This window comes from Microcystis sp. M53598_WE2, assembly GCF_030067735.1.
Classification (GTDB): domain Bacteria; phylum Cyanobacteriota; class Cyanobacteriia; order Cyanobacteriales; family Microcystaceae; genus Microcystis; species Microcystis aeruginosa.
Genome location: NZ_JASJFE010000069.1, coordinates 1 through 23,339, shown reverse-complemented (window position 1 = coordinate 23,339; position 23,339 = coordinate 1). Strand labels below are relative to the sequence as shown.

At 44.1% G+C, this 23,339-nt stretch carries 22 protein-coding genes and 1 other RNA gene; 12 read left to right on the top strand and 11 right to left on the bottom strand.

All coding sequences use genetic code 11. The features are described from left to right. Positions 1 to 146: 146 nt before the first annotated feature. Both pyk and PX636_RS01655 read right to left on the bottom strand, forming a co-directional pair. Positions 147 to 1,922 (bottom strand): pyruvate kinase, encoded by a 1,776-nt coding sequence (pyk, locus tag PX636_RS01660; RefSeq protein ID WP_002798912.1) that lies wholly within the window; start codon positions 1,920 to 1,922, stop codon positions 147 to 149. A 151-nt stretch (positions 1,923 to 2,073) separates the two neighbouring features. Further along, positions 2,074 to 3,765 (bottom strand): iron uptake porin, encoded by a 1,692-nt coding sequence (locus PX636_RS01655; RefSeq protein ID WP_288116019.1) that lies wholly within the window; start codon positions 3,763 to 3,765, stop codon positions 2,074 to 2,076. Between the two features lie 711 nt (positions 3,766 to 4,476). On the opposite strand from PX636_RS01655, the gene PX636_RS01650 reads away from it, so the two are divergent. From PX636_RS01650 to PX636_RS01630, 5 genes are all read left to right on the top strand, one after another. Next, positions 4,477 to 5,292: a Ycf66 family protein gene (locus tag PX636_RS01650; protein ID WP_288116018.1), complete on the top strand. Its 816-nt coding sequence runs from the start codon at positions 4,477 to 4,479 to the stop codon at positions 5,290 to 5,292. 12 nt (positions 5,293 to 5,304) lie between these two features. Beyond that, a complete protein-coding gene (locus PX636_RS01645; protein ID WP_002761945.1) occupies positions 5,305 to 5,841 on the top strand; it encodes a TolB family protein in 537 nt (178 codons plus the stop codon). Positions 5,842 to 6,038: 197 nt separating this feature from the next. Beyond that, positions 6,039 to 6,362, top strand: a complete 324-nt coding sequence (locus PX636_RS01640) for a PDGLE domain-containing protein (protein ID WP_002796648.1) — start codon at positions 6,039 to 6,041, stop codon at positions 6,360 to 6,362. Positions 6,363 to 6,515: 153 nt separating this feature from the next. Then, positions 6,516 to 7,289, top strand: coding sequence for a cobalt ECF transporter T component CbiQ (cbiQ, locus tag PX636_RS01635; RefSeq protein WP_002796649.1), 774 nt, complete (start codon positions 6,516 to 6,518; stop codon positions 7,287 to 7,289). Between the two features lie 14 nt (positions 7,290 to 7,303). Continuing rightward, entirely contained in the window at positions 7,304 to 8,086 is a 783-nt protein-coding gene (locus PX636_RS01630) for an energy-coupling factor ABC transporter ATP-binding protein (RefSeq protein ID WP_288116017.1), read from the top strand. A 151-nt stretch (positions 8,087 to 8,237) separates the two neighbouring features. Here PX636_RS01630 and PX636_RS01625 read toward each other — a convergent pair whose 3' ends face one another. Continuing rightward, positions 8,238 to 8,459: a DUF4926 domain-containing protein gene (locus PX636_RS01625; protein WP_002761801.1), complete on the bottom strand. Its 222-nt coding sequence runs from the start codon at positions 8,457 to 8,459 to the stop codon at positions 8,238 to 8,240. 12 nt (positions 8,460 to 8,471) lie between these two features. After that, on the bottom strand, positions 8,472 to 8,804 hold the full coding sequence (locus tag PX636_RS01620) for a DUF6883 domain-containing protein (RefSeq protein ID WP_043999330.1): 333 nt from the start codon (positions 8,802 to 8,804) through the stop codon (positions 8,472 to 8,474). Between the two features lie 217 nt (positions 8,805 to 9,021). Between PX636_RS01620 and PX636_RS01615 the strand changes: the two genes are divergently transcribed. After that, positions 9,022 to 10,212, top strand: coding sequence for a HEAT repeat domain-containing protein (locus PX636_RS01615; RefSeq protein ID WP_288116016.1), 1,191 nt, complete (start codon positions 9,022 to 9,024; stop codon positions 10,210 to 10,212). A 328-nt stretch (positions 10,213 to 10,540) separates the two neighbouring features. Here the strand turns inward: PX636_RS01615 and PX636_RS01610 are convergent, their stop codons facing one another. Next, positions 10,541 to 12,781, bottom strand: coding sequence for a glycoside hydrolase (locus PX636_RS01610; protein WP_002796654.1), 2,241 nt, complete (start codon positions 12,779 to 12,781; stop codon positions 10,541 to 10,543). Positions 12,782 to 13,125: 344 nt separating this feature from the next. Here PX636_RS01610 and PX636_RS01605 point away from each other — a divergent pair, with 344 nt between their 5' ends. Both PX636_RS01605 and PX636_RS01600 read left to right on the top strand, forming a co-directional pair. Continuing rightward, the gene (locus PX636_RS01605; protein WP_288116015.1) at positions 13,126 to 13,419 is read left to right on the top strand and encodes a hypothetical protein; all 294 of its coding nucleotides are present in this window, start codon (positions 13,126 to 13,128) and stop codon (positions 13,417 to 13,419) included. Positions 13,420 to 13,506: 87 nt separating this feature from the next. Next, positions 13,507 to 14,577 (top strand): WD40 repeat domain-containing protein, encoded by a 1,071-nt coding sequence (locus PX636_RS01600; RefSeq protein ID WP_288116014.1) that lies wholly within the window; start codon positions 13,507 to 13,509, stop codon positions 14,575 to 14,577. Between the two features lie 16 nt (positions 14,578 to 14,593). Here PX636_RS01600 and rnc read toward each other — a convergent pair whose 3' ends face one another. Both rnc and rnpB read right to left on the bottom strand, forming a co-directional pair. Next, complete coding sequence (gene rnc / locus PX636_RS01595; RefSeq protein WP_002796657.1) at positions 14,594 to 15,298, bottom strand: ribonuclease III; 705 nt, start codon at positions 15,296 to 15,298, stop codon at positions 14,594 to 14,596. A 189-nt stretch (positions 15,299 to 15,487) separates the two neighbouring features. Continuing rightward, an RNA gene (gene rnpB, locus PX636_RS01590) (RNase P RNA component class A) lies at positions 15,488 to 15,990 on the bottom strand. 182 nt (positions 15,991 to 16,172) lie between these two features. Here rnpB and PX636_RS01585 point away from each other — a divergent pair. Continuing rightward, entirely contained in the window at positions 16,173 to 17,000 is an 828-nt protein-coding gene (locus PX636_RS01585) for an alpha/beta fold hydrolase (RefSeq protein ID WP_288116013.1), read from the top strand. Here the strand turns inward: PX636_RS01585 and PX636_RS01580 are convergent. After that, positions 16,978 to 18,132 carry a histidine kinase gene (locus PX636_RS01580; RefSeq protein WP_288116012.1) on the bottom strand — a complete coding sequence of 385 codons (1,155 nt, stop codon included), beginning with the start codon at positions 18,130 to 18,132 and terminating at the stop codon, positions 16,978 to 16,980. The two genes, PX636_RS01585 and PX636_RS01580, sit on opposite strands and share 23 nt — an antisense overlap. A 147-nt stretch (positions 18,133 to 18,279) precedes the next feature. Here PX636_RS01580 and PX636_RS01575 point away from each other — a divergent pair, with 147 nt between their 5' ends. Next, positions 18,280 to 19,869, top strand: a complete 1,590-nt coding sequence (locus PX636_RS01575; protein ID WP_002796661.1) for a glycoside hydrolase family 57 protein — start codon at positions 18,280 to 18,282, stop codon at positions 19,867 to 19,869. 157 nt (positions 19,870 to 20,026) lie between these two features. On the opposite strand, the gene tnpA is transcribed toward PX636_RS01575, so the two are convergent. Then, positions 20,027 to 20,428 (bottom strand): IS200/IS605 family transposase, encoded by a 402-nt coding sequence (tnpA, locus tag PX636_RS01570; RefSeq protein ID WP_288116011.1) that lies wholly within the window; start codon positions 20,426 to 20,428, stop codon positions 20,027 to 20,029. A gap of 82 nt (positions 20,429 to 20,510) precedes the next feature. Between tnpA and PX636_RS01565 the strand changes: the two genes are divergently transcribed. Continuing rightward, positions 20,511 to 21,509 carry an IS630-like element ISMae24 family transposase gene (locus PX636_RS01565; protein WP_052275630.1) on the top strand — a complete coding sequence of 333 codons (999 nt, stop codon included), beginning with the start codon at positions 20,511 to 20,513 and terminating at the stop codon, positions 21,507 to 21,509. A 27-nt stretch (positions 21,510 to 21,536) separates the two neighbouring features. Here the strand turns inward: PX636_RS01565 and PX636_RS01560 are convergent, their stop codons facing one another. Both PX636_RS01560 and PX636_RS22535 read right to left on the bottom strand, forming a co-directional pair. Continuing rightward, positions 21,537 to 22,439, bottom strand: a complete 903-nt coding sequence (locus PX636_RS01560) for an ATP-binding protein (RefSeq protein ID WP_149975842.1) — start codon at positions 22,437 to 22,439, stop codon at positions 21,537 to 21,539. A gap of 60 nt (positions 22,440 to 22,499) precedes the next feature. Further along, positions 22,500 to 22,685: a hypothetical protein gene (locus PX636_RS22535; protein ID WP_002754073.1), complete on the bottom strand. Its 186-nt coding sequence runs from the start codon at positions 22,683 to 22,685 to the stop codon at positions 22,500 to 22,502. A 246-nt stretch (positions 22,686 to 22,931) separates the two neighbouring features. On the opposite strand from PX636_RS22535, the gene PX636_RS01555 reads away from it, so the two are divergent. Then, the coding region (locus PX636_RS01555) for a helix-turn-helix domain-containing protein (protein ID WP_502882837.1) at positions 22,932 to 23,339 on the top strand (408 nt) is incomplete at its 3' end.

The following is a 23,339-nucleotide window of genomic DNA, read 5'->3' as shown; positions in this document are numbered from 1 at the left end:
GTGGGGTGTGGGGTGTGGGGTGTGGGGTGTGGGGTGTGGGGTGTGGGGGGATGGGGAGAATAAATAAAACCTGTCTCCTGTCTCCTGTCTCCTGTCTCGTGTCTCGTGTCTCCTGACTCCTGACTCGGAGAATACTGACGACCGACTCAGTTTTTCATAGTTGCCGCACCCTTGCCAATACCAGAATAAATCAAACCCCGTTGAGCATCGAGACTAATGATCACCCCTTCGCGGATAATTTTCGTGGCATCTTTAACCCCGACAATCACAGGAATACCCAATTTTAAACCGATAGTAGCGGCGTGATTATTCATCGCGGTATCTTCGGTGATAATTCCGCCAGCTTTCCGCATCATATCCACATATTCGGCGCTGGTGGTGGGAACGACTAAAATCTCCCCGTTACTAAAACTACCCACTTCTCGGGCATTATGGGCCACTCGCGCCCGGCCACTAGCCACACCCTGGCCGATACCCGTACCCTTGCCCAAAAGGGATTTTACCACTTCCACCTTAATTAAATCCGTGGAACCGGCCACCCCTTGCAGAGTTCCCGCCGTCATCACCACTAAATCACCATCCGCGAGGAGGTTATTTTCCTGGGCAAGATTCATCGCCACTTGAAAAGTTTGGCTGGTGGAGGGTAAATCGAGTAATAACATCGGTTTTACGCCCCAAACTAGCTGTAACTGCTGTGCCACTTCTCGATGGGGAGTAACGGCTAAAATCGGGGTTTTGGGGCGAAATCGGGAGACATTACGGGCAGTAGAGCCGGTTTTTGTCAGGGTAATAATTGCCGCTGCCCCCAATTGTTCGGCAATTTGACTAACTGCCGAGGAAATAGCGTTAGGAATCGATTGTTTATTGTTAGAGCGAGCGGCACTATTGATCTGTTCCCGTTCGATCCTTTCGGCAATGCGGGCCATCGTTGCCACCGCTTCGATGGGATAATGACCCACAGCCGTTTCATTGGAAAGCATGACCGCGTCAGTGCCATCTAAAATCGCATTAGCTACGTCAGAAACCTCGGCGCGGGTGGGACGAGGATTACTGGCCATACTGTCAAGCATTTGAGTGGCGGTGATAATCGGGATGCCTAGCTGATTAGCGGTATTAATCAGGCGTTTTTGCAGGATTGGCACGTCTTCGGCTGGTAATTCTACTCCTAAATCTCCCCTGGCCACCATAACACCATCACAGAGGGATAAAATTGCCTCCATTTCCTCGATCGCTTCGTGTTTTTCAATTTTAGCGATCACGGGGATAGATTTACCCGCACTGGCGATTAATTCTTTAATTTCGAGGATATCTTGGGGATTACGCACAAAACTGAGGGCGATCCAATCCACATCCCACAGCAGTCCGAACATTAAATCTTTTTTGTCCTTATCGGTTAAAGCTTTCACCGACAGATAGACGTTGGGAAAATTTACCCCTTTATTACTGGATAAGACACCCCCAACCACCACGCGACAGGAAAGATCACCTTTCAGGCGATCCACTGATTCCACCCGCATTTCGACTTTACCATCATCGAGGAGAATTCTGGAACCTTCTGGGACTTCTTGGGCCAGAGAGGGATAGCTAATGGAACTTATTTCCTGATTACATTCCACATCCCTAGAAGTAAGGATAAAGGGTTCCCCCGGTTTCAGGGTAATCGACCCACAGGCAAATTTACCTAAGCGAATTTTTGGCCCCTGTAGATCCTGAAGGATGCCAATCGGTTGATTGAGTTCAAAGGCTAACTGACGGATCAGGTTAATGCTGTGACGATGGTAATCGTGATCGCCATGGGAAAAGTTTAATCTAAATGTCGTCGCCCCCGCCTTGATCATCTGACGTAATGTTTCCTTATTTTGCGAGGCTGGGCCAATCGTGGCCACAATTTTAGTGCGACGGGGGAAAGACAGAGAGTGCATAGATAAGCAACTAAATAGGCGAAGTAAATATAGCAGCGTTTGGGACGCTCCGATCATCTTCTCATAAATGGCTATATCCAGTGAAAAGTTAAAAGTAAAAAAACGGTGAGATCTACAAATCCCACCGTTTTTTCAAGTCCGTCAACTCAGCTTAGAAGCGGAAAGTTGTCCGGATGACACCGACCAAAATGGCGTTACCTTCGTTGTTACCGTTGAAGACCGCGTAGGCACCGGGGGTAATCAGGATGTTTTTGGTGACTGGGAACTTATACTGGGCTTCTACCATGTAAGAGGTGCTGCTTTCTTTATCGGAACGGGGTACTTGACCACCACCTAAAGAGAAGGCCGCACCTTCGGCAAAGAGGTCGAGGACGGAAAGATTAAGGTTCCAAGACCAGATACCAGTGTTATTGTCTCCGATCGCAGCATTAACTCCCGTGGCCGAGGCATTGGCATAACCCCCCCATGCCCCTAGATTTAAGACTCCAGGGATAACCTGGGCGCTCGCTTGAAGACCGAAACGGTCGGCTACAGTAGCAACGTTACCGAAGGGACGCTCAGTCAGAGGGCTGCTGACGTTACCGAATAAACCAGAACTCATACTATCCGCAGTTTGATAACTGCGAACATAGACGAAGTTAATATCGGCAAATTTGATGAAGGAGAAACCAACCTGAGCGCCAGCACTGTAGGAACCGTTAAATAAACCGCTACCGGGGTTAGGATTGCTGGCTCCATCAGTCCCACCACTAGCTAGGTAGGTTCCTGTGACTTGGAAAACATCCCCGATATTAAATCTGACCGCCGCACCAACACCATCGGGACCGCGGAAGACGATGTTATTGTAGCGTTGACCGCGAGACAAAGCACCTGTACCGCTATCGGCGAGGAAGGGGTTAGTAGTGATGAAAACGTCATCTAGGTTTAACTCGTTAGCACCAACCCAAACGGTGATTTTACCGAAGGGAGTATCGATGGGAGCGCGGTAGAACAAGTCATCGATGGTGACATCGTTGTCACGACCATTATCGTATGCTAGACGGGTCATGTTGGTTCTCGTCGGACCACTTTGGTTAAAAGTGTTGTTAAAGTTACCCGCTTGTAAACGGGTTCTTAACAAATCTTTACCGGTGAAGCTGGTTTCAAAGTTGAGACGAACCCGATTATTAAATACTGTTTGACTTTCATCTTGATTGCTGGCACCAGTTACCGTACCGTTGGTATTTCTAATGGCAGCTCGACCACCGAAGCTATCGGCGACACTGAAGATTACCTCACCTCTGAGTTTGGTGGTGGTGGAAAATTGATTGTTTTCCAAGAAAGCAACGCGCTGTTCAAGGTTATCTACTCTAGCCCCTAAAGCCGCTAGTTCGCTTTCAAATTCTTGAACAAGACGTTTTAATTTATCGATATCTTCTCTGAGTACCCCGACACCATCTTGAATTAAACGTTCCATGACGTTTAAACAAGCGTTTAAACCTGCGGCAAATTCCCAACGAGTGGTGGCGCGATCACCACGGAAGGTACGGTCGGGATAACCAACGATACAACCGTAACGTTCCACAAGACTTCTTAATGCCTCGTAGGCCCAAGCGGTGGGAGATACGTCCCGCAGTTGGTTAACGCTAGTCACCTGGGACATGGAACCCTGATAAACACCCGTATTAATCTGCTGACTATTTTGGGCGCGTTGAATGCGATCGAGTTGTTGTTGCGCTACTGGATCAACCTTGAGTTGAGGTGTACCAGGCATAGTTTGAGCCACTGCGCTGCCAGCAGCCGCTACGGAAGCACCTAATACTAAAGGAGTTACCTTTACTAAATTCTTGAATAGTTTTGACATGGGTCAATCCTCACACCTTATTCTATGGATTGAATGGACTATGAATACAAACAGACTATATGTTTAGCCTGAATTATAATCACATTCTATGCTAATTCCCTCTTGTCTAGGTTAAGTTAATTTTATGATATGACAGAAAAATTTCTGTCTGAATCTTATTAAGATTAGGACTTAGGTACTTGACAAATTAACCATGATGTGCATCAATGAAAATCCCTCCTTTCAGACTTTCGGCGATTAACTTCCCAACGATAGCGATCGCTCAAAAGTGATCAAGAAATCACGTTAAAATGCCCGAAACCTACACATCACATTTAGTCAATCCTGTCAATGGGCAATTCCTAAAGATTTTGTTAAAATCTCAGCCTTATCAGTTATCAGTTATCAGTTATCAGATGTGAGTTATCAGATGTGAGTTTTCAGTTCACTGTTTACTGTTCACTGTTCACTGATAAAATCTCCCCACTTCCCCACTTCCCCCCGCAACGCGCACGAAGTGGTCTCCCCACTTCCCCACTTCCTCAACAATAGTTGTGTGAGCTAGGCTCGATCGAGTAAGTTAGAATCGAGGATGATAGATATAGTGCTAGACTTGGGGGTTAGGATATAGATCGACTCCTTGAGTTAAAAACAGCAGGATTGCTGCTGAAAACTGACGGCGATAGATAAAGACTCGATTCTTGAATTTAAGCACCGAGAAGGGAGATAAAGATGGTCAATTTTGGGCTGAATTCGGCCAGTATCTTAGGAATTTTTCTGGCAGTGGCTGGAGCGGGATTATACTTCCTGCGCTCGGTGCGGCCGGAACTTTCTAGGGATCATGATATATTTTTTGCCGCCGTTGGTTTACTGTGCGGTTTAATTCTACTTTTTCAAGGGTGGCGACTGGATCCGATTTTGCAATTCGGACAATTTTTGCTGACCGGGGCAGCGGTGTTTTTTGCCTTCGAGACGGTAAAATTGCGGGGTTTAACCACGGAACAGGCCCGCCGCGGCACGTCTTTTGTGGATGAACGTCCTGTGAGTCGGGAATATCGGGCCGAATTAGAACCCCTCGACACCTACGAACCAGAGGAACGTTACGAAGATAATCCCCGTTTACGCGGTTACGATGATCCCCGCTCTTCCCGCACTTCTAGTTATCAGGACGAGGAACCCCGCAGCACCCGCACCCGTCGGCCGGCCGATCCTAGCAGTCGCCAAACGGCTAATCGTCGTCCCCGCAATAGTTCCCCCACTAGCGCTCGAGATGTTTATGATCAGCGCCGTAGCGGTGATGATTGGGAAGAAACCAGTCCCCGTCCCCGTCGTCGTCCCGCTAGTGAAGAGACGAGCAGTAAACCGCCCCGCACTAGCCAAAAACGTCGTCCTCGCCCAATAATTGAGGATGATCCGCCATTTAAAGGGGAATACGTCGATTATCAACCGATCGATCCTAGCGATACGAGCGATCGAGAAGATTGGGAGAGACCGGATAATAGTGAACGGGAGTCGAGTAATGATAATCCGACTAGGTTTGATTATTAAGGAGTAGGTCCGATGACCAAAGCTCCCTTTTTACTGTTTATCTGCTTGTTTTTAGGGGTTATAGGCGGTTGTAATCTCAATAACCCCGGTTTTTCTACAGGAACCCTAAATAGTCGCTATAATGACGAAAAACCCGCCCTGAGCGGTGATGGTCGTTGGCTTGCTTTGCTGTCTAATCGTCGCGGTAGTAATCAGATGCTGCTTTATGATTTGCAGACAAAACAATACCAAGCCCTAGGGGGATTATATACGGGTCAAGAAATTACCGATAGCCCCAGTTTAAGCCAAACGGGGCGTTATCTGGCTTATGTGGTGATTATTGAGGGTCGTCCCGTCATCGCTTTATATGACCGCATTACCGATCGTTCTGAGTTATTGAGTCAAAATTATCGCGGTTGGTTGCGAAATCCCCGTCTTAGTCCCGATGGTCGTTATCTTGTCTTTGAGTCCGCTCGTCGGGGACAATGGGATGTGGAGGTTCTTGATCGCGGTCCGAATATCGAGTTAGATATTGCCGATGGCAGTCCCGTTGAAAGTCCCAAACCGTGAAACGTCATTAGACCTCTTGTAAAAATCAAAAATTGTTGTTAGGGTCAGGAGTCAGGAGTCGGTCGTCAGGAGAATTAAGAATGAATAATAATCAATTAAATGGTCTATTTAAGGATTTTATGCAATTTAATCCTTATTTTTACCGTTTTTGAACCCTCAAAAATTAATTATGCAAGAGGTTTAATAAAGATTAGCCCATGAATATTCGCAGAAATAGCCAATTTTTTCTGATTGGCCTAGTATGTTCCCTAATTATCGCCGTTTTTCTTTCTCCCTTTGCCAGTCCCGATCCCGACGGACTCGATCGAGTGGCGGAAGACTTGCAATTTAGCAAAAAAGAAGACCCTAACGCCCTAGGTAGTCAATTACCTTTCGCCCGAATTTTTGATGGTTATGCCCTCAAAGGTGTTCCCGAAGGTGTCGCCACTCCCCTCGCCGGTTTTCTGGGAACTCTTGCCACTTTCGGCATCGCTTGGGGTATCGGTAAATTAGTGATTGCAAAATCCCAAAATCAGGAGTAAGGAGTCGAGACGTGGGGACGTGGGGACGTGGGCAAGTGGGGAAGTGGGGCATTTAGCTGAAATTTCCCTAAACCCCTAAACCCCTAAACCCCTAAACCCCTAAATCCCTAAATCCCCTTTCTAACTGATAACTGATAACTGATAACTGAATAAATGCTACATATTGCTACTTTTTCTTGCGAAAATGAGTGCCAAAATTTCGGTTTTTGGCAGAGACTCGCGCCCCATACCCGGGTTTTAGTTACTCTTTTGTTAGTTTTTGCCACAGCCTTAACGCCGAATGGTAGCTGGGAAACTTGGGGGATTTACGGATTAGGATTAATTATTTTAATTCTGATCAGTCGGGTGGCTATTCCCGTACTTTTACAAAGAGTAGCGATCGAATTTGTCTTTATCGGTGTGGTTTTATTGGGAACTCTTTTTCGTGATGGCGGCGAAATTCTTTGGTCTTGGGGATTTTTGCGGATAACTAGCGAGGGATTGCTAGTTTTAGGCAGTGTCGCCCTAAAAGCTTTTCTCTGTCTTTGTACGGTCAATATTCTGGTTTTAACGACAGCAATTCCCGACCTGTTGCAAGCATTAGTTACCCTGAAAACTCCCCCTTTATTGGTGGCAATTTTGGCTTCTATGTACCGTTATCTAGCTGTTTTGATCGCTGAATTTAATTCCATGCGAAGGGCAGCAATTGCGCGCAATTTAATGAGTAGTCCCCGATGGCAACGGCTGCTAGTGGGACACATGATCGGCGCTTTATTTATCCGTACCTACGAACGTGGCGATCGCATTTATCAAGCCATGTTATCGAGGGGTTACACCGGTTCCTTGCCCTCTGTACAGGTTCCCCAAAGCAAGCTGAAAGATTATCTCGCTATAATTTGCATAGTAATTCTGATCCTCTGGGGTCAAATGGTACATCTACTCAGGTAAAAGTCTCGTTTTTCATGCACCACAACCCGATTTTTATTGAAAACCTAGTTTATACCTATCCTGACGGCACAGAAGCGTTAAAAGGTATTAATTTAGCCATTGAAGCTACGGAAAAGGTCGCTTTGGTCGGGGCCAATGGATCGGGAAAATCCACCTTATTACTGCATTTTAACGGTATTCTCCCGCCACAAACCGGTAGAATCACCGTCGGTCCCTACCAAGTTAAACCGGAGAATTTAGAAAATATCCGCAATTTTGTCGGTTTAGTCTTCCAAAACCCCGACGATCAGCTATTTATGCCCACTGTCTGGGAAGATGTGACTTTTGGACCGATGAATCAGGGAATTCGCGGAGAGGATTTAAACCATCGCTGTCATCATGCTTTACACGCGGTGGGATTGGATTCCAAACATTACGGTAAGAGAAACAGTCAGAATCTATCGGGGGGTGAAAAAAAACGCGTGGCGATTGCGGGGGTTTTAGCCATGTTGCCGCAGGTCTTGGTTTTTGATGAACCTAGCGCCCAACTGGATCCCCGATCCCGTCGGCAATTAATACAACTGTTGGCCACTTTACCCCAAACCCAAGTGATCGCCACCCATGATCTCGATCTGGCTTTAGAACTATGCGATCGCACAGTGGTTTTAAGTCGTGGTCAGGTGGTGGCAGAGGGAGAAACCGCTAAGATTTTAAGTAATCGGGAATTTTTGGAAGAACACGACCTGGAAATACCCCTTTGTTATAGTCGTCCCTACTGTGCGATCGCTGATGCGCCCTCACAAGTCAGTGATCAGTGATCAGTTATCAGTTATCAGATGTGAGTTTTCAGTTCACCGATTACTGTTTACTGGACGGCTACGCCGTGCCTTTGGCAACACTGAAAAAAAGCTCCCTTTTCCCCTCTCATAGACAGTCTTAACGAGTGATTTAGATAGTCAACAGCAAACGCTACTTAGCGGTTAATTTTTGGGATTCTAAGGGAGAATGATGTAATAACATTAATTGATTTTCTTGTAAGATTTCGATAGCATAAGCAAGGCCAGAAGTATCGCTAAATTCAACTTCAAAAACATTTGGCTCATAGACTTCTACAATTGTTCCCACTTGCCCGCGATATAATCCCAATTGGGGTAAGTCTTCTAATAAAGCAACCACATCTAAGAGTTTCATTTCATTATCTCCTTAAAGTACATAACAAGTAACTAAACGGGGAAAATTTTCCTCGTTTCTGATTATCCAAACACTGTGAATAATAGCCGTTTTGTTTTGATGATTCAGGGGAAAGTCAATAATATACTTTTGGCCATATTGATTGATTTTATCGGGAATAGCATCATAGGTTTTAACGGCTTCTAAGAGTGCGTTTTTAAGAAATTGAACGTCATCAATATCTAAGTTTAAGGCCGATTTAAAAACACGGGCTTTATGCCGTCCATCGGCATGATTTAGATTTAGGGAATAACCAGTTAGTTTGTGATCATCTATGATGGTACTTTCAGGATGAGGCAGTTTCACTTCCAACAAAAAACTCGGCTCTCTTGGTTTGGTTAGATTAAATGTAGCCTAGCATATACTTTTCTGTTCGGTTATCCCGAGAGAATTAAGGATAAACTGAAGTCTGATGCACAATTTTGAGATTTATTATCGGTTTCTTGCATAGAAGAGAGGACAAAAGCGAGAAAGTCTGACATTCTTGGGATAGGTAGCACGAAAATCGAGGCCATTTCTCACGATGCAAGCTCTGCTAGAAAAAGCTCAGATAGCGTTGAATAAAAAAGACTGGGAGACAGTAAACGCCAGCATACAGCGACTTTTAAACCAAAAAGATGCGATTGAACCGATTATTAACGATGAAATCCTCGATTTAGCCCTAGAAGCTTTACAAAAATGTGATTTTCAACAGCGATGGGAGATAGCTAAACTATTTCCCCAAATCGGCAAACCAGCGATCGCTCCTTTAATTGCCCTGTTAGAATCCGAGGAACAAGATGGGGAAATGCGCTGGTTTCTGGCGAGAATTCTCAGTCAATTTGACGATCGAGCCTGTATTCTCGCTCTCAGTCAATTATTGCAAAAATCGGAGGAGGAGGAAATCAGCCAAATGGCTGCGGCCGCTTTAGCTAATATCGGCAGTTCTGCCATCTCCAGTTTAGAACAATTACTGTCCGACTCGAACAGGCGTTTTTTAGCCGTACAAGCTTTATCACAAATTCGCCGGCCGGAAATTATCGAACCGCTTTTAACCGTAGTTAAGGATCAATCTAGTGCCATTCGGTCCATGGCGATCGAAGCTTTAAGCAGTTTTCACCATCCCCAGATTACTGCGATTATCCTCGATGCTTTACAGGATCCGGCCATCGAGGTGCGACGGGAAGCAATTAAAGCTAGTAGTTACCTAGGGACGAATTATCCCCAAGCAGATTTAGTTAACCATCTGCAACCGCTGTTATTCGATATCCACCTCGAGATCTGTCAAGAAACGGCGATCGCTCTCGGTCGTATCGGCACAGCAACCTCAGCCAAAGCTTTAAATCCACTCCTGCAATCTTCCTTAACTCCCGATAGTTTAAAATTAACTGTAGTGCGAGCATTAGGCTGGATCGAGGATGAGGAAGCTTTAAATTACTTAGAAAAAGCTTTATATAGCGAAAATGTCTTGATTTGTCGGGAAATTATCGCTATTCTCGGCCGGCAAACCTGCCAGAAATTACGCCAACAAGCAGGGGAAATTCTCGGTAATTTTTATCACTCCCATCCCGCGATCCTCGGTGATACAGGAGTTAAACAGTCTCTAGCGATCGCTTTAGGAGAATTAGATCGGGATAATAAAAGTATTTTGCTGACTTTAGCAGCCGATGGGGAAGGGATCGTCCGTCTCCATGCTCTCAGCGCCCTGAAAAAGCTAGATCATGGGACTATATAGCTAATTTCCCGCTGCACAGATGTGGTGAATTTGCCAGTAATCCGCATCCATTTCCCCAAGGATAGCGTTTAATACTAAATCTGGTTATTAAAGACTGATTATCTATAGCGGTTCTCACACCTGTGTGGCACACTTAAACCTTTGCTAATTAAGCTTTTCAACATCGATAGTGTACCTCTTGCGAACAGGAAACGCTATATTTCCTCTTTTGCCTCTTGCCTATCCTGATATGTAGCCTATACTCAACGGATTTAGTATGATTCTAGCTGATAACTAAAAAACTGATTACTGATTACTGATTACTGATTACTGATAACTGATCACTGATTTAAGGTCTTTGCAGGAAGATTAATTCTTCAACGGGGAGGAAATCATAGTATTGACCTTGATTGGCTAAAACTGCGATTAAATGGAGACGAGCATCGGGTTCAATGTGTAATCCTTCCCAGGGGACAGCAATTTCCAAACATTGATTAAAAGAAGCTTTGGCACTACTAGGAACTCGCTGCCAAGTAAAATATTCTTGAGCGACTTCTAACCAAGTAAATTCCGTGATTAAATTTATTCCTAGATGATGATGATAACCGTAATCGAGGGGCGATCGAGGGGGAATATCTGCTAAGGGAATTGGACTTTGCAGACGATGCACTTCGTCATAATACCAATATAAATGCACTTCAGGCGGGATATCTTTGCCTAATTCTGCCCCCGGTTTCCAATCGAAACGCAGATAAAAATTGAGGTGATCCCAACCGAAAAAGAGTCTTTGTACTAAGGAAGTCCGGTGCATTGTACCACTGGCGCCGCCAATTTCGATCCGTCCGGCTTTATCCCAATCCTGTTCGTCCCCAAAACCGTCGATAATGGGGTGAATGAAAGCCAGTGGACGATTACTTTGTTTATCCCCGTGTTCTTCCACCGGTTCGAGCAAATAGGAGGGAATTGGCTCATTTAAAGCTTGATAAAGAGCGATCAGGTGTTCGCGGAAAAGTTGGTCAAAAATTGCGTCATGATTGGAGGAATGGCCATAACCAAACCACCAAAACCAATCGGAACCCTCCGCTGCATACAATGCTTCCCACGCATCGGGGTTATTATCTTCCGTCGCTTCTGGGTGATTAGCGAGGGTTTGACGGGCTAAAATTAGATATTCCCAAGCTTTATTTTTAGCGGGATCGCCGATCCAAGTGGTAAAATTGGCATCGATCCAAGAGCCGCTATGAAGTTGATTGACAGGGATTTTTGCATTAGCGGGAAAGCGATCGAGATATTCGGAGACGGTGACTAATTCGATCGCTTGGTGGTCGCTTAAAAGTTGATAAAGATTCTCTAGGAAGGGTAAACCGTCTTGATGATAGTTTTCCCAGCAGTTTTCGCCATCTAGCGCAATGGTAACTAACCAGGGTTTTTCTAGGGTCGTGGTTTCTGCGTTGGTTTTCAGTTGTTCGGCGATCGCTTCTAGGTGTTTAACTAAGTCTGTAGCGGCCTCTTGCGCTTTCATGCCACTATAGCTAAATCCGATCAGATCCGAGAGACGATGATCGCGGAAAACCATCGATAAATTGCCGTTGCTAGTTTCCAGACAGTAGGGACGATAAAGCAATTCTGGTTCGCTAATATTGCCTTTTTCGTCGCGATGAAAGTAATGTCCCAGAGACCAACCTAACACCCCCTCATCGGAACATAACCACTGAAAACCCTGTTTAGCGACAGCGGGGAGAATCGCGGGACTAACGGATTGTTCCGAGGGCCAAAGTCCTCGAGGATGTTTATCAAAGCGATCGATATAGATTTGCCAAGCTTTCTGGAGATGGCGGGAAATATCTTCAGGATAGTGGAAATATTGCCGAGGAAGGGTCATATTCGGCACTGCTACCCGGCCGGCTTCCGAGTTGGCCAGCAGGGGTAAAATTGGATGGGTGTAGGGACTGGTCATGATTTCTAGTTGTCCGGTTTCCTGCATTAACCGGTGTTGCGGCAAGATACGACGCAGAATTTGACGCTGTTTGGAGATAATTCGCTGGCGATCGCTTAAAGTGAAGTTTTTTCCCTGTTCTAACCAGGCAGCGATTTCTGGGTCACTGTGAAAGATAGGATCGATCCAAGCGAGGTTATGCCAAGCCAAGAGATCGCTATAATCTTGGAGATGCCAATGGCTAATACACCAACTATGACCGTTTTCTTGACGCTGTGCGTATAATTGCCCGTAACGGGGGTGCGGATCGATCAGGGTACGATGGTTAGCATCGAAAAAGTGTTCGAGGATAAAGTGTTTTTGTGCCAGGGTTAACTGCGCTTCTGGGGTGACGGTGAGGGCAAGATAGGGGTCTATAGCTAGTCCGTTGACGTAATCCTCTAATTGCAGGATTAAAGAGGGGACAAGGTTGACAGTTTGGTGTAATTTGGGAAAACGTTCTAGAATCAGGATTAAATCGAGATAATCTTTCACCCCATGCAGTCGCACCCAGGGTAAGCGATATTGTCCCGAAGCATCGGTGCGAGTTTGACAGGATTTGTAGAGGGGTTGGTGTTGATGCCAAATAAAAGCGACGTAGAGAGGATAGGCCATGATAATACCGAGGAAAAGTGCATATAACAGGCTTTAAAGCCGTTATATTAGATAATAATGGACAATAAAGCCCATTATAGATTCTTAAAAGTTGATTTCGGTCACTACCATAATCCTATCAACTGGTTTTGAGGGGGTATCGTCTCTTTGTATTTGTTAAAGGATCGGCTCCTCTGGTGTTGATTATTTGCAGTTCAGCAGTAGAATCCCTAATACTATTTTTCTTACTGATTACTGATTACTGATTACTGATTACTGAAAAACCCCCATCACCTCGATCGACAACATTTTTCAGGGTGATAGGATAAGCTGGAATTATCGAAACCGTAAAAATAATAGATAAAATGAGTAATCTCCTCTGGCCGCCTTTTCTCAAGAAAGCTTACCGTCAAGAACCAATAACTAGCTTTATCTTTACCGCAGCGGCAGTAGATGTCATCATCGGGGTTCTAGGACAAAGATGGACACTGCTATCTTTAGGGGCAACGATTATGGCGATCGCTATCTTTGCTAGGTGGCAACAGAGTCAAAAAACCAAGGCAATCAACAGAGAAGAAGCGGCGAGATATTATTTACCGCCCCAATCGGGTCAAGTAGCTTTACCAACCCTGAAAAACGAAAAAAATCGACCTTCTTAGCTCAAAAATCTGACCTTGCTTGGCAATCAATCCCCTCAAAGGCTAGAATCTATAGCACGGTTCATTTGTTAATATTCAACTAAATTTATGAAATTCCGATTTATGGGTGGGGAGAAACTTGTCGGGGCAATTGTGGTCAGTGTCTTAACCACGCTGGCAATCGGGCAACATCAGCTTAGTCAGGCCCAAAGTCCCATTGCCCCCCCTAAACCCGCGGCTGAAAGTGGCGAAAAAACCCCAGAAACTATCCTAGTAGAAGGTTTAGGCAGACTTACCCTCGCTAAAACCTTAGAAGGGCAACAATCCACCCCTAATGCTGTGATTTTCAGCCCCGATAACCAATTAGTTCTCGCTGGTGGTAGTGATACGGATCCTCTCCTGAGAATTTGGTCGGTAAAAACAGGAGAAAAAGTCTCCCAAACTCGCGCCCAAAGAACCAGCGTCAAAGCTTTAGCCATTAGTCCCAACGAAAGATTATTAGTTAGTAGCGGTTTAGATGGTTCTATTAATTTTTGGAATCTGCTGGAAGGCAAGTATTTAGGAATTGCCCTCGAACACGGTAATACTGTCCTCGCCCTTACGGTTACTCCCGATGGTAAAACGTTAATTAGTGGTGGTTTGGAAGGAATTCGCCTCTGGACAGTGCAACCTCCCCGCCGTCCCCTCTATCGTTTAAATTGGGTGGGTAATTTTGTTTATTCCCTAGGGATGAAGTCCGATGGTGTCACCCTTGCTAGTGGTCATGAAAACGGTGAGGTAAATTTTTGGGACATCCGCGAGGGCAAATTTTTGTCGAAATTTTCCGCCCATCCCCAAGCGGTTAGCAAGCTTTTATACAGTCCCGACGGCAAAAATTTAATTACGGGTAGTTTAGACCGCACGATTAAAATCTGGGATACGAGCAATAATAAGTTATTATTTACTCTCATCGGTCATACGGCCCGAATTCGCTCCTTGGCACTCCATCCTAACGGACAAATTCTCGCTAGTGCCAGTAATGACGGTGTGCGTTTATGGGATGTGACCACGGGTAAACAGTTAGCTTGGTTTGATAATAATTCCGACTGGGTGGAATCCCTGGCTTTTAGTCCCGATGGGCAGTATTTGGCTAGTGGTAATTATGATTTTAAAATTCGCCTCTGGCAATTCGTCCGTTAGGCAAAAATATCTTCATTTAGCCTTTAACCACTTCTAGAAAAGCTGATTTAGCCGCTGCCTGTTCCGCTGCTTTTTTGCTTCTGCCAGTTCCCACTCCTAATTTCTGATCATTTAACCACACTTCCGCACAAAAACGTTCTTGATCTAAACTATTGATTTCTTTTACTAAATATTGCGGCAGTTTTTTGTATGTTGCTTGTGTCCACTCCTGCAAGGCATCCTTATAATTCTGTCGGGCCGGATCTCGACGAATTTCGGCCGCTTTTTCCCTTAGTGGTTCATCTAGCCAAGAACGCACTAAAACCATAGTCTGTGTACTAAGATATAATGCTCCCAAGACCGCCTCAAAAGCGTCTGCTAGTCGCGAAATTCTCCCCGCTTGATCGATACTCGTACTACTTGATACCAACAAATAACGCTCGAAACCGTAGCGATCCGCAAATTCCGCCAGAGTGCGATCGCTAACCATCATCGATCGCAGGGCGGCAAATTCTCCCACTAGCGCCTCCGGATAGGTTTCTAACAATACCTCCGCCGCCGCCAGTCTTACCACAGAATCGCCCACAAATTCCAATTGTTCATAATTCTTATCACGGGAAATACTGGGATGAGTTAGAGCTAAATCTAATAAATCCCACTTGACGGGGACATCAGCCGATAAACCCAGCTTTTCCACTAGGGTTTTTAATTGTTTTTGGCGACGCGGATCACTTAAGGACATGGGAGCGGGGAGCAGGGGTGTGGGGTGTAGGGTGTAGGGTGTGGGGTGTGGGGAAGTGGGGTGTGGGGAGACCACTTCGTGCGCGTTGCGGGGGGAGATGGGGAGAATAAATCAAAGCAATCTCCTATCTCCTGAATACTGACTCGGAGAATACTGATAACTGATAACTGATAACTGATAACTGATAAAGGAGAGAGTCAGACATAAGCCGAATTCTGTATTTCCCAACAGCAGTAAAATCGCTTTTACCTTTGTTGGAATAGAGGTTATCTATCTGGGATAATTGTCACCAATTACCTCAAGCGGTTCCTAAGAACGGGACAGGAAAAAGACCAACCTTTGTCCCTCCACCTTGCTCCCCACCGGGGTTTACCGAGCCAGTACCTCTCGATACTGCTGGTGCGCTCTTACCGCACCTTTGCACCCTTACCCCCAATCAGTTATCAGTTATCAGTTATCAGTTATCAGTGGAAAGTTATCAGTGGAAAGTTATCAGTTATCAGTGAATTTACTTTCGTTACTGTTTACTGATCACTGTTTACTAATCACTGAAAAAAGGGGCGGTATTTTTCTGTGGCACTATCCTCACGCTCGCGCGCACTGGACGTTATCCAGCAAGTGTGGTCTTTCGGGAGTTCGGACTTTCCTCGCAATCATTGATCAAATGATTCCGCAACCTCTAGACCAACTCTCTCCTATTCTCTAGTATGACTTACCAGAGACTCGATCGCTCATATATCCTAGTCAATAATCAGTGATCAGTAAACAGTGAACAGTGAAAAGACAGCAGGAAACTGCTATTTAATACTGCTCGCTTAATACATACTGCTCACTTAAAACTCAAATCTGATAACTGATAACTGATAACTGATCAATGTCGATCGCTCTAAACGTTAACATTAAAGGTAATGGCTATCCGATCCTCTGTCTGCACGGTCATCCCGGTTCGGCAGCCAGTATGTCTGTATTTACCGATCATTTTTGCCAACGCTGGCAAACCCTGGCCCCGGATCTGCGCGGCTACGGTAAAAGTCGTTATCGCCGCGATTTTCAGCTAGAAGAACATCTAGAGGATTTAATCGGGCTGCTCGATCGCCAAAAAATCCAGCAATGTTTAATTCTCGGTTGGTCTTTGGGGGGTATAATCGCACTGGAATTAGTATTGCGGCATCCCGATCGCTTTCCTGGTTTAATTCTAGTGGCCTCGGCTGCGCGGCCTTGGGGTAGTCATCCTCCTATCACCACCACAGATTTAGTTTTGACGGGGATGGCGGCAATTCTCAATCAGATTAAACCGGGATGGCGTTGGAATATTGATACTTTTGCTCGTCGTTCCCTGTTTCAGTACCTTTTTTCACAACATCAAGCGATCGCCTATCAATATCTCGCTCAAGATGCTGTTCCTGCCTACTTACAAACTTCTCCATTTGCCGATCGCGCTTTAAATCGGGCTTTAAAAAAAGGTTACAATTGTTTAAAATCTCTTGACAAAGTTACAATTCCCTGCCTGGTTCTGGCGGGGGCAAATGATCGCCATATTACCAATGCCTCTAGCCAAGAAACGGCCGAAAAACTGAAACTGTCTCGGTGGAAATGTTACCCAGATACGGCCCATCTGTTCCCCTGGGAAATCCCCGACTTAGTTTTAGGGGACATTGATAATTGGTTAGCGGAGCATTTTAGCGATAAACTGGCAGGGTGAAGTGAAAACTACTGCCGTGGTCAGGGACACTATCCACCCAAATTTGACCGTAGTGGGCGCGAATAATCTTGCGACAGACCGATAAACCGATGCCATAACCTTCTTTACCCTCATCCCGTTTGAGACGCACATGACCCTCAAAAATATGCTCTTGTTTTTCTTCGGGGATGCCGGGGCCGGTATCACTGATGCTCACCTGTACTTTTTGAGTAGTACGATGGAGGACAGAAAGGGTAATTTCGCCGCCGGCGGGGGTATATTTGATCCCATTCTCCAGGAGATTAATAATCACCTGTCGGATTAACTCCTCATCAGCATAGACGGGGGGCAGATCTTGGGGGATATCGCTTTGGAGAATTAAAGTCTTTTCCTGAAAAGTATCGGTAAATTGAGACAAAATTTCCTGACAGAGGGATTGGAGATAAAATTTACTCTGTTGGAGAGTGAATTGCGCCGCCATGCTCTTAGAAGCTTGCAGAATATCCGTAATCAAACGGTTCATAATCCGAAACTGTTTGCGGGCCTGTTGGTGCAGTTGTTCTCGTAATTGCAGACTGCGCTCAGTATCCGGTTGATGATAGGCTAATTCTAGGGTTTCCACGGCGATGGAAGCGGCGGTGAGAGGGCTGCGTAAATCGTGGGCTAACATAGCCAAAATTTGGTCTTTAAATTTTAATTGTTCTAATAATTCTTCCTTTTCTTGTTTGAGACGAAAAACCTCATCGGCGATGCGGATGAGTTCGCCCGAATGTTCCACCTCTTGAAGTTGTGCATCCTCAGCGGGATGATTTTTGACCTCCTCTTTAATCGCTTTTTGCCAGCGTACCAACCATTCTTTAAACTGTTCCACCAGATTACTGCCCGCGAGGGTATGGCGGGGGCCGGGGGCAATTTTGACCAAGGCGGGGGTAGCTACAAGGCGAAAATGTTCGACTAAATGAGGTTGCTGGCGAATTTCGATGATCTGCAAGTCAATTGGGTAATCAGACTTTAAAGACTGGAGATAGGACTGAATTTGACGGATAATTTCTTGAGAACTGGGACGGTCATCAACAAACAGCAAAAGTTGAATCGAGAGAGGCGTTGTCGTCTCTCTCCCTAAAGCAGTCAGTGGCTCGTTAGATGGGAGCATCGGAAAATTAGTAAACCTAGGGATTGACGAGATCGATCGACGATCGATCGACTTTTATCATATTCTTTATTGTAGAAGCTTAAGATAGTATAAAATCTACTCAACCTAATCTTAAAGTTTTATTCCTTAATTCTAAGAAGAAATCCTATGGCTTTTGGCTATGTTGCCCTAGTTCTCCACGCTCATCTCCCTTTCGTCCGCCATCCCGAAAGCGATTACGTCCTCGAAGAAGAATGGTTATACGAAGCAATCACAGAAACCTACATCCCTCTGCTGCAAGTTTTTGAAGGTCTCAAGCGGGACGGTATCGATTTTAAAATGACCATGAGCATGACTCCGCCTTTGGTGTCGATGCTGCGGGATCCGTTACTGCAAGAGCGTTATGAAGAACACTTAGGTAAGTTAGAAGAATTAATTGCTAAAGAAATCGACCATAATCAACACAATGGCCATATTCGCTACTTAGCCGAATATTACGCTGAATCTTTCCAAAGTATCCGACAAACTTGGGAAAAATACGATCGAGATCTGGTCAAAGCTTTTAAACAATTCCTCGACAGTAATAACCTAGAAATTATCACCTGTGGTGCGACCCATGGTTATATGCCCCTGATGAAAATGTACCCACAAGCGGTGTGGGCGCAAATTGAGGTGGCCTGTCAACACTACGAAGAAAATTTCGGTCGTCGTCCCAAGGGCATTTGGTTGCCGGAATGTGCCTACTATGAAGGGGTAGAAAGAATGTTAGCCGACGCGGGCATTCGTTACTTCCTCGTCGATGGCCACGGTATTCTCTACGGTCGTCCTCGCCCCCGTTACGGCAGTTATGCGCCCATTTTCACGGAAACCGGGGTGGCTGCTTTCGGTCGTGACCACGAATCTTCCCAACAGGTTTGGTCTTCCCAAGTTGGTTATCCGGGGGATGTGGTCTATCGGGAATTCTATAAAGATTTGGGCTGGGAAGCGGAATACGAGTATATTAAGCCCTATATCATGCCCAACGGTCAACGCAAGAATATAGGCATCAAATACCACAAAATTACTAGCCGGGACGGTGGTTTATCGGAAAAAGGGCTTTATGACCCCTACTGGGCCAAAGAAAAAGCCGCCGAACACGCGGGCAATTTTATGTATAATCGCGAGCGGCAAGTGGAGAGTTTAGCCGGAATTATGGGCCGTCCTCCCCTTGTTGTTTCTCCCTACGATGCCGAGTTATTCGGTCACTGGTGGTATGAGGGACCCTGGTTTATTGATTTTCTGTTCCGCAAGTCTTGGTATGACCAAAATATCTACCAAATGACCCATTTAGCCGATTATCTCCGGTCTAACCCGACCCAGCAGGTCTGTCGTCCTTCCCAATCCAGTTGGGGTTATAAGGGTTTCCATGAATACTGGCTGAATGAAACTAACGCTTGGATCTATCCTCACCTACACAAAGGCACAGAACGGATGATTGAATTAAGTCATCATGAAGCGGAGGATGAATTGCAGGAACGGGCTTTAAATCAGGCGGCCCGGGAGTTATTATTAGCACAATCTTCTGATTGGGCGTTTATTATGCGAACCGGTACGATGGTTCCCTATGCTGTCCGGCGCACTCGTTCCCACCTGCTGCGGTTAAATAAAATCTATGAAGATGTGAAATCCGAGAAGATTGATGCCGGTTGGCTGGAAAAAGTCGAGGAAATCGACAATATTTTCCCCAATATCGATTATCGCGTCTATCGACCCCTGTAATCTTTGTTAGAGATTAATAAAAATTTTGGTGCGTTATGGTTTGTAACGCACCTTGTTGCTTTCTGATTCACTCATTACTTGAGCTCCTGTAGATTTCTGCACTATCTACAAAAATAGTACCCAACTTATCGAAAATTTGGGTTAAAACCCCGTCGTTTTACGACGGCTTTTCCTGATTTTTAATGTAGCACTTAAGAACTTCCAGTGGCGCACCTCCTACAGAAGATACAAAATAACTGGGCGACCAAAGAGCGTCTTTCCCGTATGGCTTAGGATATCCAGCTTGTCCATACCTACGACTAGAGACTCCTTTTAAAGAATTGACCATTACAGAAATAGATAGTTTCGGCGGGTATTCAATCAATGCGTGTACATGATCGGACTCCCCGTTAAATTCCAATATCTGAAAATTCATCTTTTCCGCAACTTCCCTAAAAGACTTTTCAATCAAAGTCAGACTTTTACCAGTAAAAACCTTACTTCTGTATTTTGTCACACAGACCAAGTGTATCTTTAGATCGGAAACAGAGTTTCTTTCTTTTCGCAACCGACTGGACATTAAGTAGTCATGCAAAATTAATTACCCAAATAAAAAATTAAGAAGTATAATACATAAAAAAACGAAGCAGCAGGAAAATACAATGAGATTGATTAGAGACCTAAACCCCGAGAGCCAGAAAATGCTAGAGAGAATTTATCGAGCTAGTAAACATCATCAAGTAAGAGAGCGAGCGAAATGTATACTCTTAAGTTTTCAGGGAACCACGATAGAAGAATTGAGCGGAATATTTGGAGTTACGAGAAAGACCATCTATAATTGGTTGACGGCCTGGGAAGATAGAAAACTAATTGGTTTTTATAATCGTCGAGGAAGAGGGAGAAAACCTAAATTGACAGAAGCACAAGGTCAACAAGTTATTGACTGGGTAAAAGAAGAACCGAAAAGCTTAAAAAAAATCCAGATAAAAATCGTAGAAGAATGGAAATTAACCGTAAGCAAAGACACGATAAAAAGACTCATAAAAAAAATCAACATGAGGTGGAAAAGGGTGAGAAGAGGGGTCGCCAAAACCCCTGATGAGTGGGAGCTTGAGGTCAAACTACCTATTTTAGAAGAACTAAAAAAACAGGAAAAAAGAGGAGAGATTGAGATAGGATATTTGGATGAAATGGGATGGGATTCAAAGCCTTGTATTCCTTACGCTTGGCAAGAAGAAAAAACCACGATAAAGTTACCACCAATTGAAGGTAAAAGACTAAATATTTTAGGAATAATGAAACGAGATAATCAATTATTTTATGAGACACAGGTCGGAACGGTTACTAGCGAGATAGTTATTAATTTTCTGGATAAATATTGCCAAAATATACAGAAAAAAACTGTCATAATAATTGACCAAGCTTCCATTCATACCAGCGAGGCATTTATGGAGAAACTTGAGGAATGGGAAAAGAAAAACTTGAAAATATTTTGGTTGCCCACTTATTCACCTCATTTAAATTTAATTGAAATATTATGGAGATTTTTAAAATATGAATGGATTGAATTTAGCGCCTATAAAGACCGAAAGAGCCTCCTCGCTTACGTTAAAAAAGTGCTGGACAATTTTGGAGGCGAGTATGTAATTAATTTTGCCTAGGTACTTATTGGAATTGGCATAATAATTCTATTCCTCAAAATTAGCGTGTATATTTTCAGATGTATTAGTAGAACTTTCCACTAATTTTATCTCTCTATGCTGTCGTTTTTTTACTTGTACATAGAGGTTGATTTCCTCATTGACTAAGGACTCATTAATCGTTTCAATTTTACCAGTTAGAAGTCTTAGACCTAGTTTAATAGTGATGTTTCTAATATCACCACCACAGAGTCCTTCACTAAGAATTGCCAACCGATCATAGCTAACTTCTCTAGGCACTTTTTCAGACAAATGAAATCTCCATAGCTGTTGCCTCATTTCTAAATCGGGAGGTAAGAATTCTACATTAAACAATATTCTTCTTACAAAAGCCTCATCATAATTGTCAAAAAGATTGGTGGCGAAAACGATAATTCCATCGAATTTGTCTAGAAGAGTCAGTAATGTACTTTTTGCTGAATTAACCCCGTGATCAGCCGCTTGGGATAAATTCTCAATCCTTCGACTCAAAACAGAATCAGCTTCGTCAAAAAATAGTAAACTATTACTTTTCTCCGCTTTTTGAAATATCGAAACTAGATTTTCTGATGTTCCACCGACAAGAGATGATTCTACTTCTCCATAATTAACTCTGATAATTGACATCCCTAGTTTGTGAGCGATTGCTTCTGACGTAATACTTTTGCCAGTGCCAGGCACACCAAAAAAATTAACGCTCAAAGCACTTCCTGTTTTGAGGAACCGCTCAAATTGCCATTCACTTAAAAGTTTGTCCTTATTTTGTATGTAAGCAATCATTTCGTCAATTTGTTCCAGCGTACTTTTTGAAAGTGCAATTTCTTCAAGAGTCCACTTTGGATCTTCCACAAGAGCAATATTCTGGTCATTTTCCTTCGATGGCTCACTCTCTTTGACAATTTCGAATTCCATAGGTTAATTAAACTAATCTTTTAACAGAGAGAATCAGAATCATAAAATTTTACAATCCTTCTACCCCCCCGAATACTTGATGCCAACTTGACTTAAAATCTGAACCACTTTACTCGCGTCATAACTGGGGACTTCTATCTGATCCCCTGAAATTGAGGCATTTGAACCCAATGAACCGACGATTTTTGCCTTAGCTTCTGATTTTTTAGAATCGAGCGCATATTTGTCTAAAACGAACTTCGTCATAAAATACCTACGTTAAACTGAGACATAAGCAATAATACTTAGAACTAGCGTCGCTGAGTTAGATATGGTTAGTTTTAGGTCTGTTTTGCTTAACTACATTCCATCATGCCAAACGCTTCCAAAAAGTGACACCCCCTAAACATCGGATTTTATCGGGAGTTTTGTCGGGTAAATTTTTCTGAAAATTGGAAAAAGTGGGATTTAGTTGGGCTATAATACCCAAAAATCTTTTGCTGTGTCGATTGTATGAATATCACGGAAGTTTTACAACTGATTGACGAACGCCTTATTGAGCGAGATAAAAAGCCGCTAAATACTATCCAGAAGGCTATTTTTGAAGGGAGTTGGCAAGGACAGAGTTATCAAGAAATAGGTAACGAATATCACCGCAGTGAGACTCATATTAGAGAGGAAGGTGCTAAATTATGGAAGCTTTTATCGGATGCTTTTGGGGAAGAAATAAGAAAATCTAATTTTCGTTCTACCATAGAAAGAATGAAGATTAAATCATCTCCAAATTCTTTGAATGTTGTAAATAGTAACAATAACCATTTCTGCCATACACAAACCTTCACTTTACCCAATGACAATGATAAAAATAGATATATAAACTCTCAATCTGAATCAAAATATCATGATCTAACCCTTGCTCCC

Excerpts from the sequence above, each read along its gene's own strand:
- pyk (WP_002798912.1), bottom strand. The coding sequence starts at position 1,922 with ATGCACTCTCTGTCTTTCCCCCGTCGCACTAAAATTGTGGCCACGATT.
- PX636_RS01655 (WP_288116019.1), bottom strand. The coding sequence starts at position 3,765 with ATGTCAAAACTATTCAAGAATTTAGTAAAGGTAACTCCTTTAGTATTA.
- PX636_RS01650 (WP_288116018.1), top strand. The coding sequence starts at position 4,477 with ATGGTCAATTTTGGGCTGAATTCGGCCAGTATCTTAGGAATTTTTCTG.
- PX636_RS01645 (WP_002761945.1), top strand. The coding sequence starts at position 5,305 with ATGACCAAAGCTCCCTTTTTACTGTTTATCTGCTTGTTTTTAGGGGTT.
- PX636_RS01640 (WP_002796648.1), top strand. The coding sequence starts at position 6,039 with ATGAATATTCGCAGAAATAGCCAATTTTTTCTGATTGGCCTAGTATGT.
- cbiQ (WP_002796649.1), top strand. The coding sequence starts at position 6,516 with ATGCTACATATTGCTACTTTTTCTTGCGAAAATGAGTGCCAAAATTTC.
- PX636_RS01630 (WP_288116017.1), top strand. The coding sequence starts at position 7,304 with ATGCACCACAACCCGATTTTTATTGAAAACCTAGTTTATACCTATCCT.
- PX636_RS01625 (WP_002761801.1), bottom strand. The coding sequence starts at position 8,459 with ATGAAACTCTTAGATGTGGTTGCTTTATTAGAAGACTTACCCCAATTG.
- PX636_RS01615 (WP_288116016.1), top strand. The coding sequence starts at position 9,022 with ATGCAAGCTCTGCTAGAAAAAGCTCAGATAGCGTTGAATAAAAAAGAC.
- PX636_RS01610 (WP_002796654.1), bottom strand. The coding sequence starts at position 12,781 with ATGGCCTATCCTCTCTACGTCGCTTTTATTTGGCATCAACACCAACCC.
- PX636_RS01605 (WP_288116015.1), top strand. The coding sequence starts at position 13,126 with ATGAGTAATCTCCTCTGGCCGCCTTTTCTCAAGAAAGCTTACCGTCAA.
- PX636_RS01600 (WP_288116014.1), top strand. The coding sequence starts at position 13,507 with ATGAAATTCCGATTTATGGGTGGGGAGAAACTTGTCGGGGCAATTGTG.
- rnc (WP_002796657.1), bottom strand. The coding sequence starts at position 15,298 with ATGTCCTTAAGTGATCCGCGTCGCCAAAAACAATTAAAAACCCTAGTG.
- PX636_RS01585 (WP_288116013.1), top strand. The coding sequence starts at position 16,173 with ATGTCGATCGCTCTAAACGTTAACATTAAAGGTAATGGCTATCCGATC.
- PX636_RS01580 (WP_288116012.1), bottom strand. The coding sequence starts at position 18,132 with ATGCTCCCATCTAACGAGCCACTGACTGCTTTAGGGAGAGAGACGACA.
- PX636_RS01575 (WP_002796661.1), top strand. The coding sequence starts at position 18,280 with ATGGCTTTTGGCTATGTTGCCCTAGTTCTCCACGCTCATCTCCCTTTC.
- tnpA (WP_288116011.1), bottom strand. The coding sequence starts at position 20,428 with ATGTCCAGTCGGTTGCGAAAAGAAAGAAACTCTGTTTCCGATCTAAAG.
- PX636_RS01565 (WP_052275630.1), top strand. The coding sequence starts at position 20,511 with ATGAGATTGATTAGAGACCTAAACCCCGAGAGCCAGAAAATGCTAGAG.
- PX636_RS01560 (WP_149975842.1), bottom strand. The coding sequence starts at position 22,439 with ATGGAATTCGAAATTGTCAAAGAGAGTGAGCCATCGAAGGAAAATGAC.
- PX636_RS22535 (WP_002754073.1), bottom strand. The coding sequence starts at position 22,685 with ATGACGAAGTTCGTTTTAGACAAATATGCGCTCGATTCTAAAAAATCA.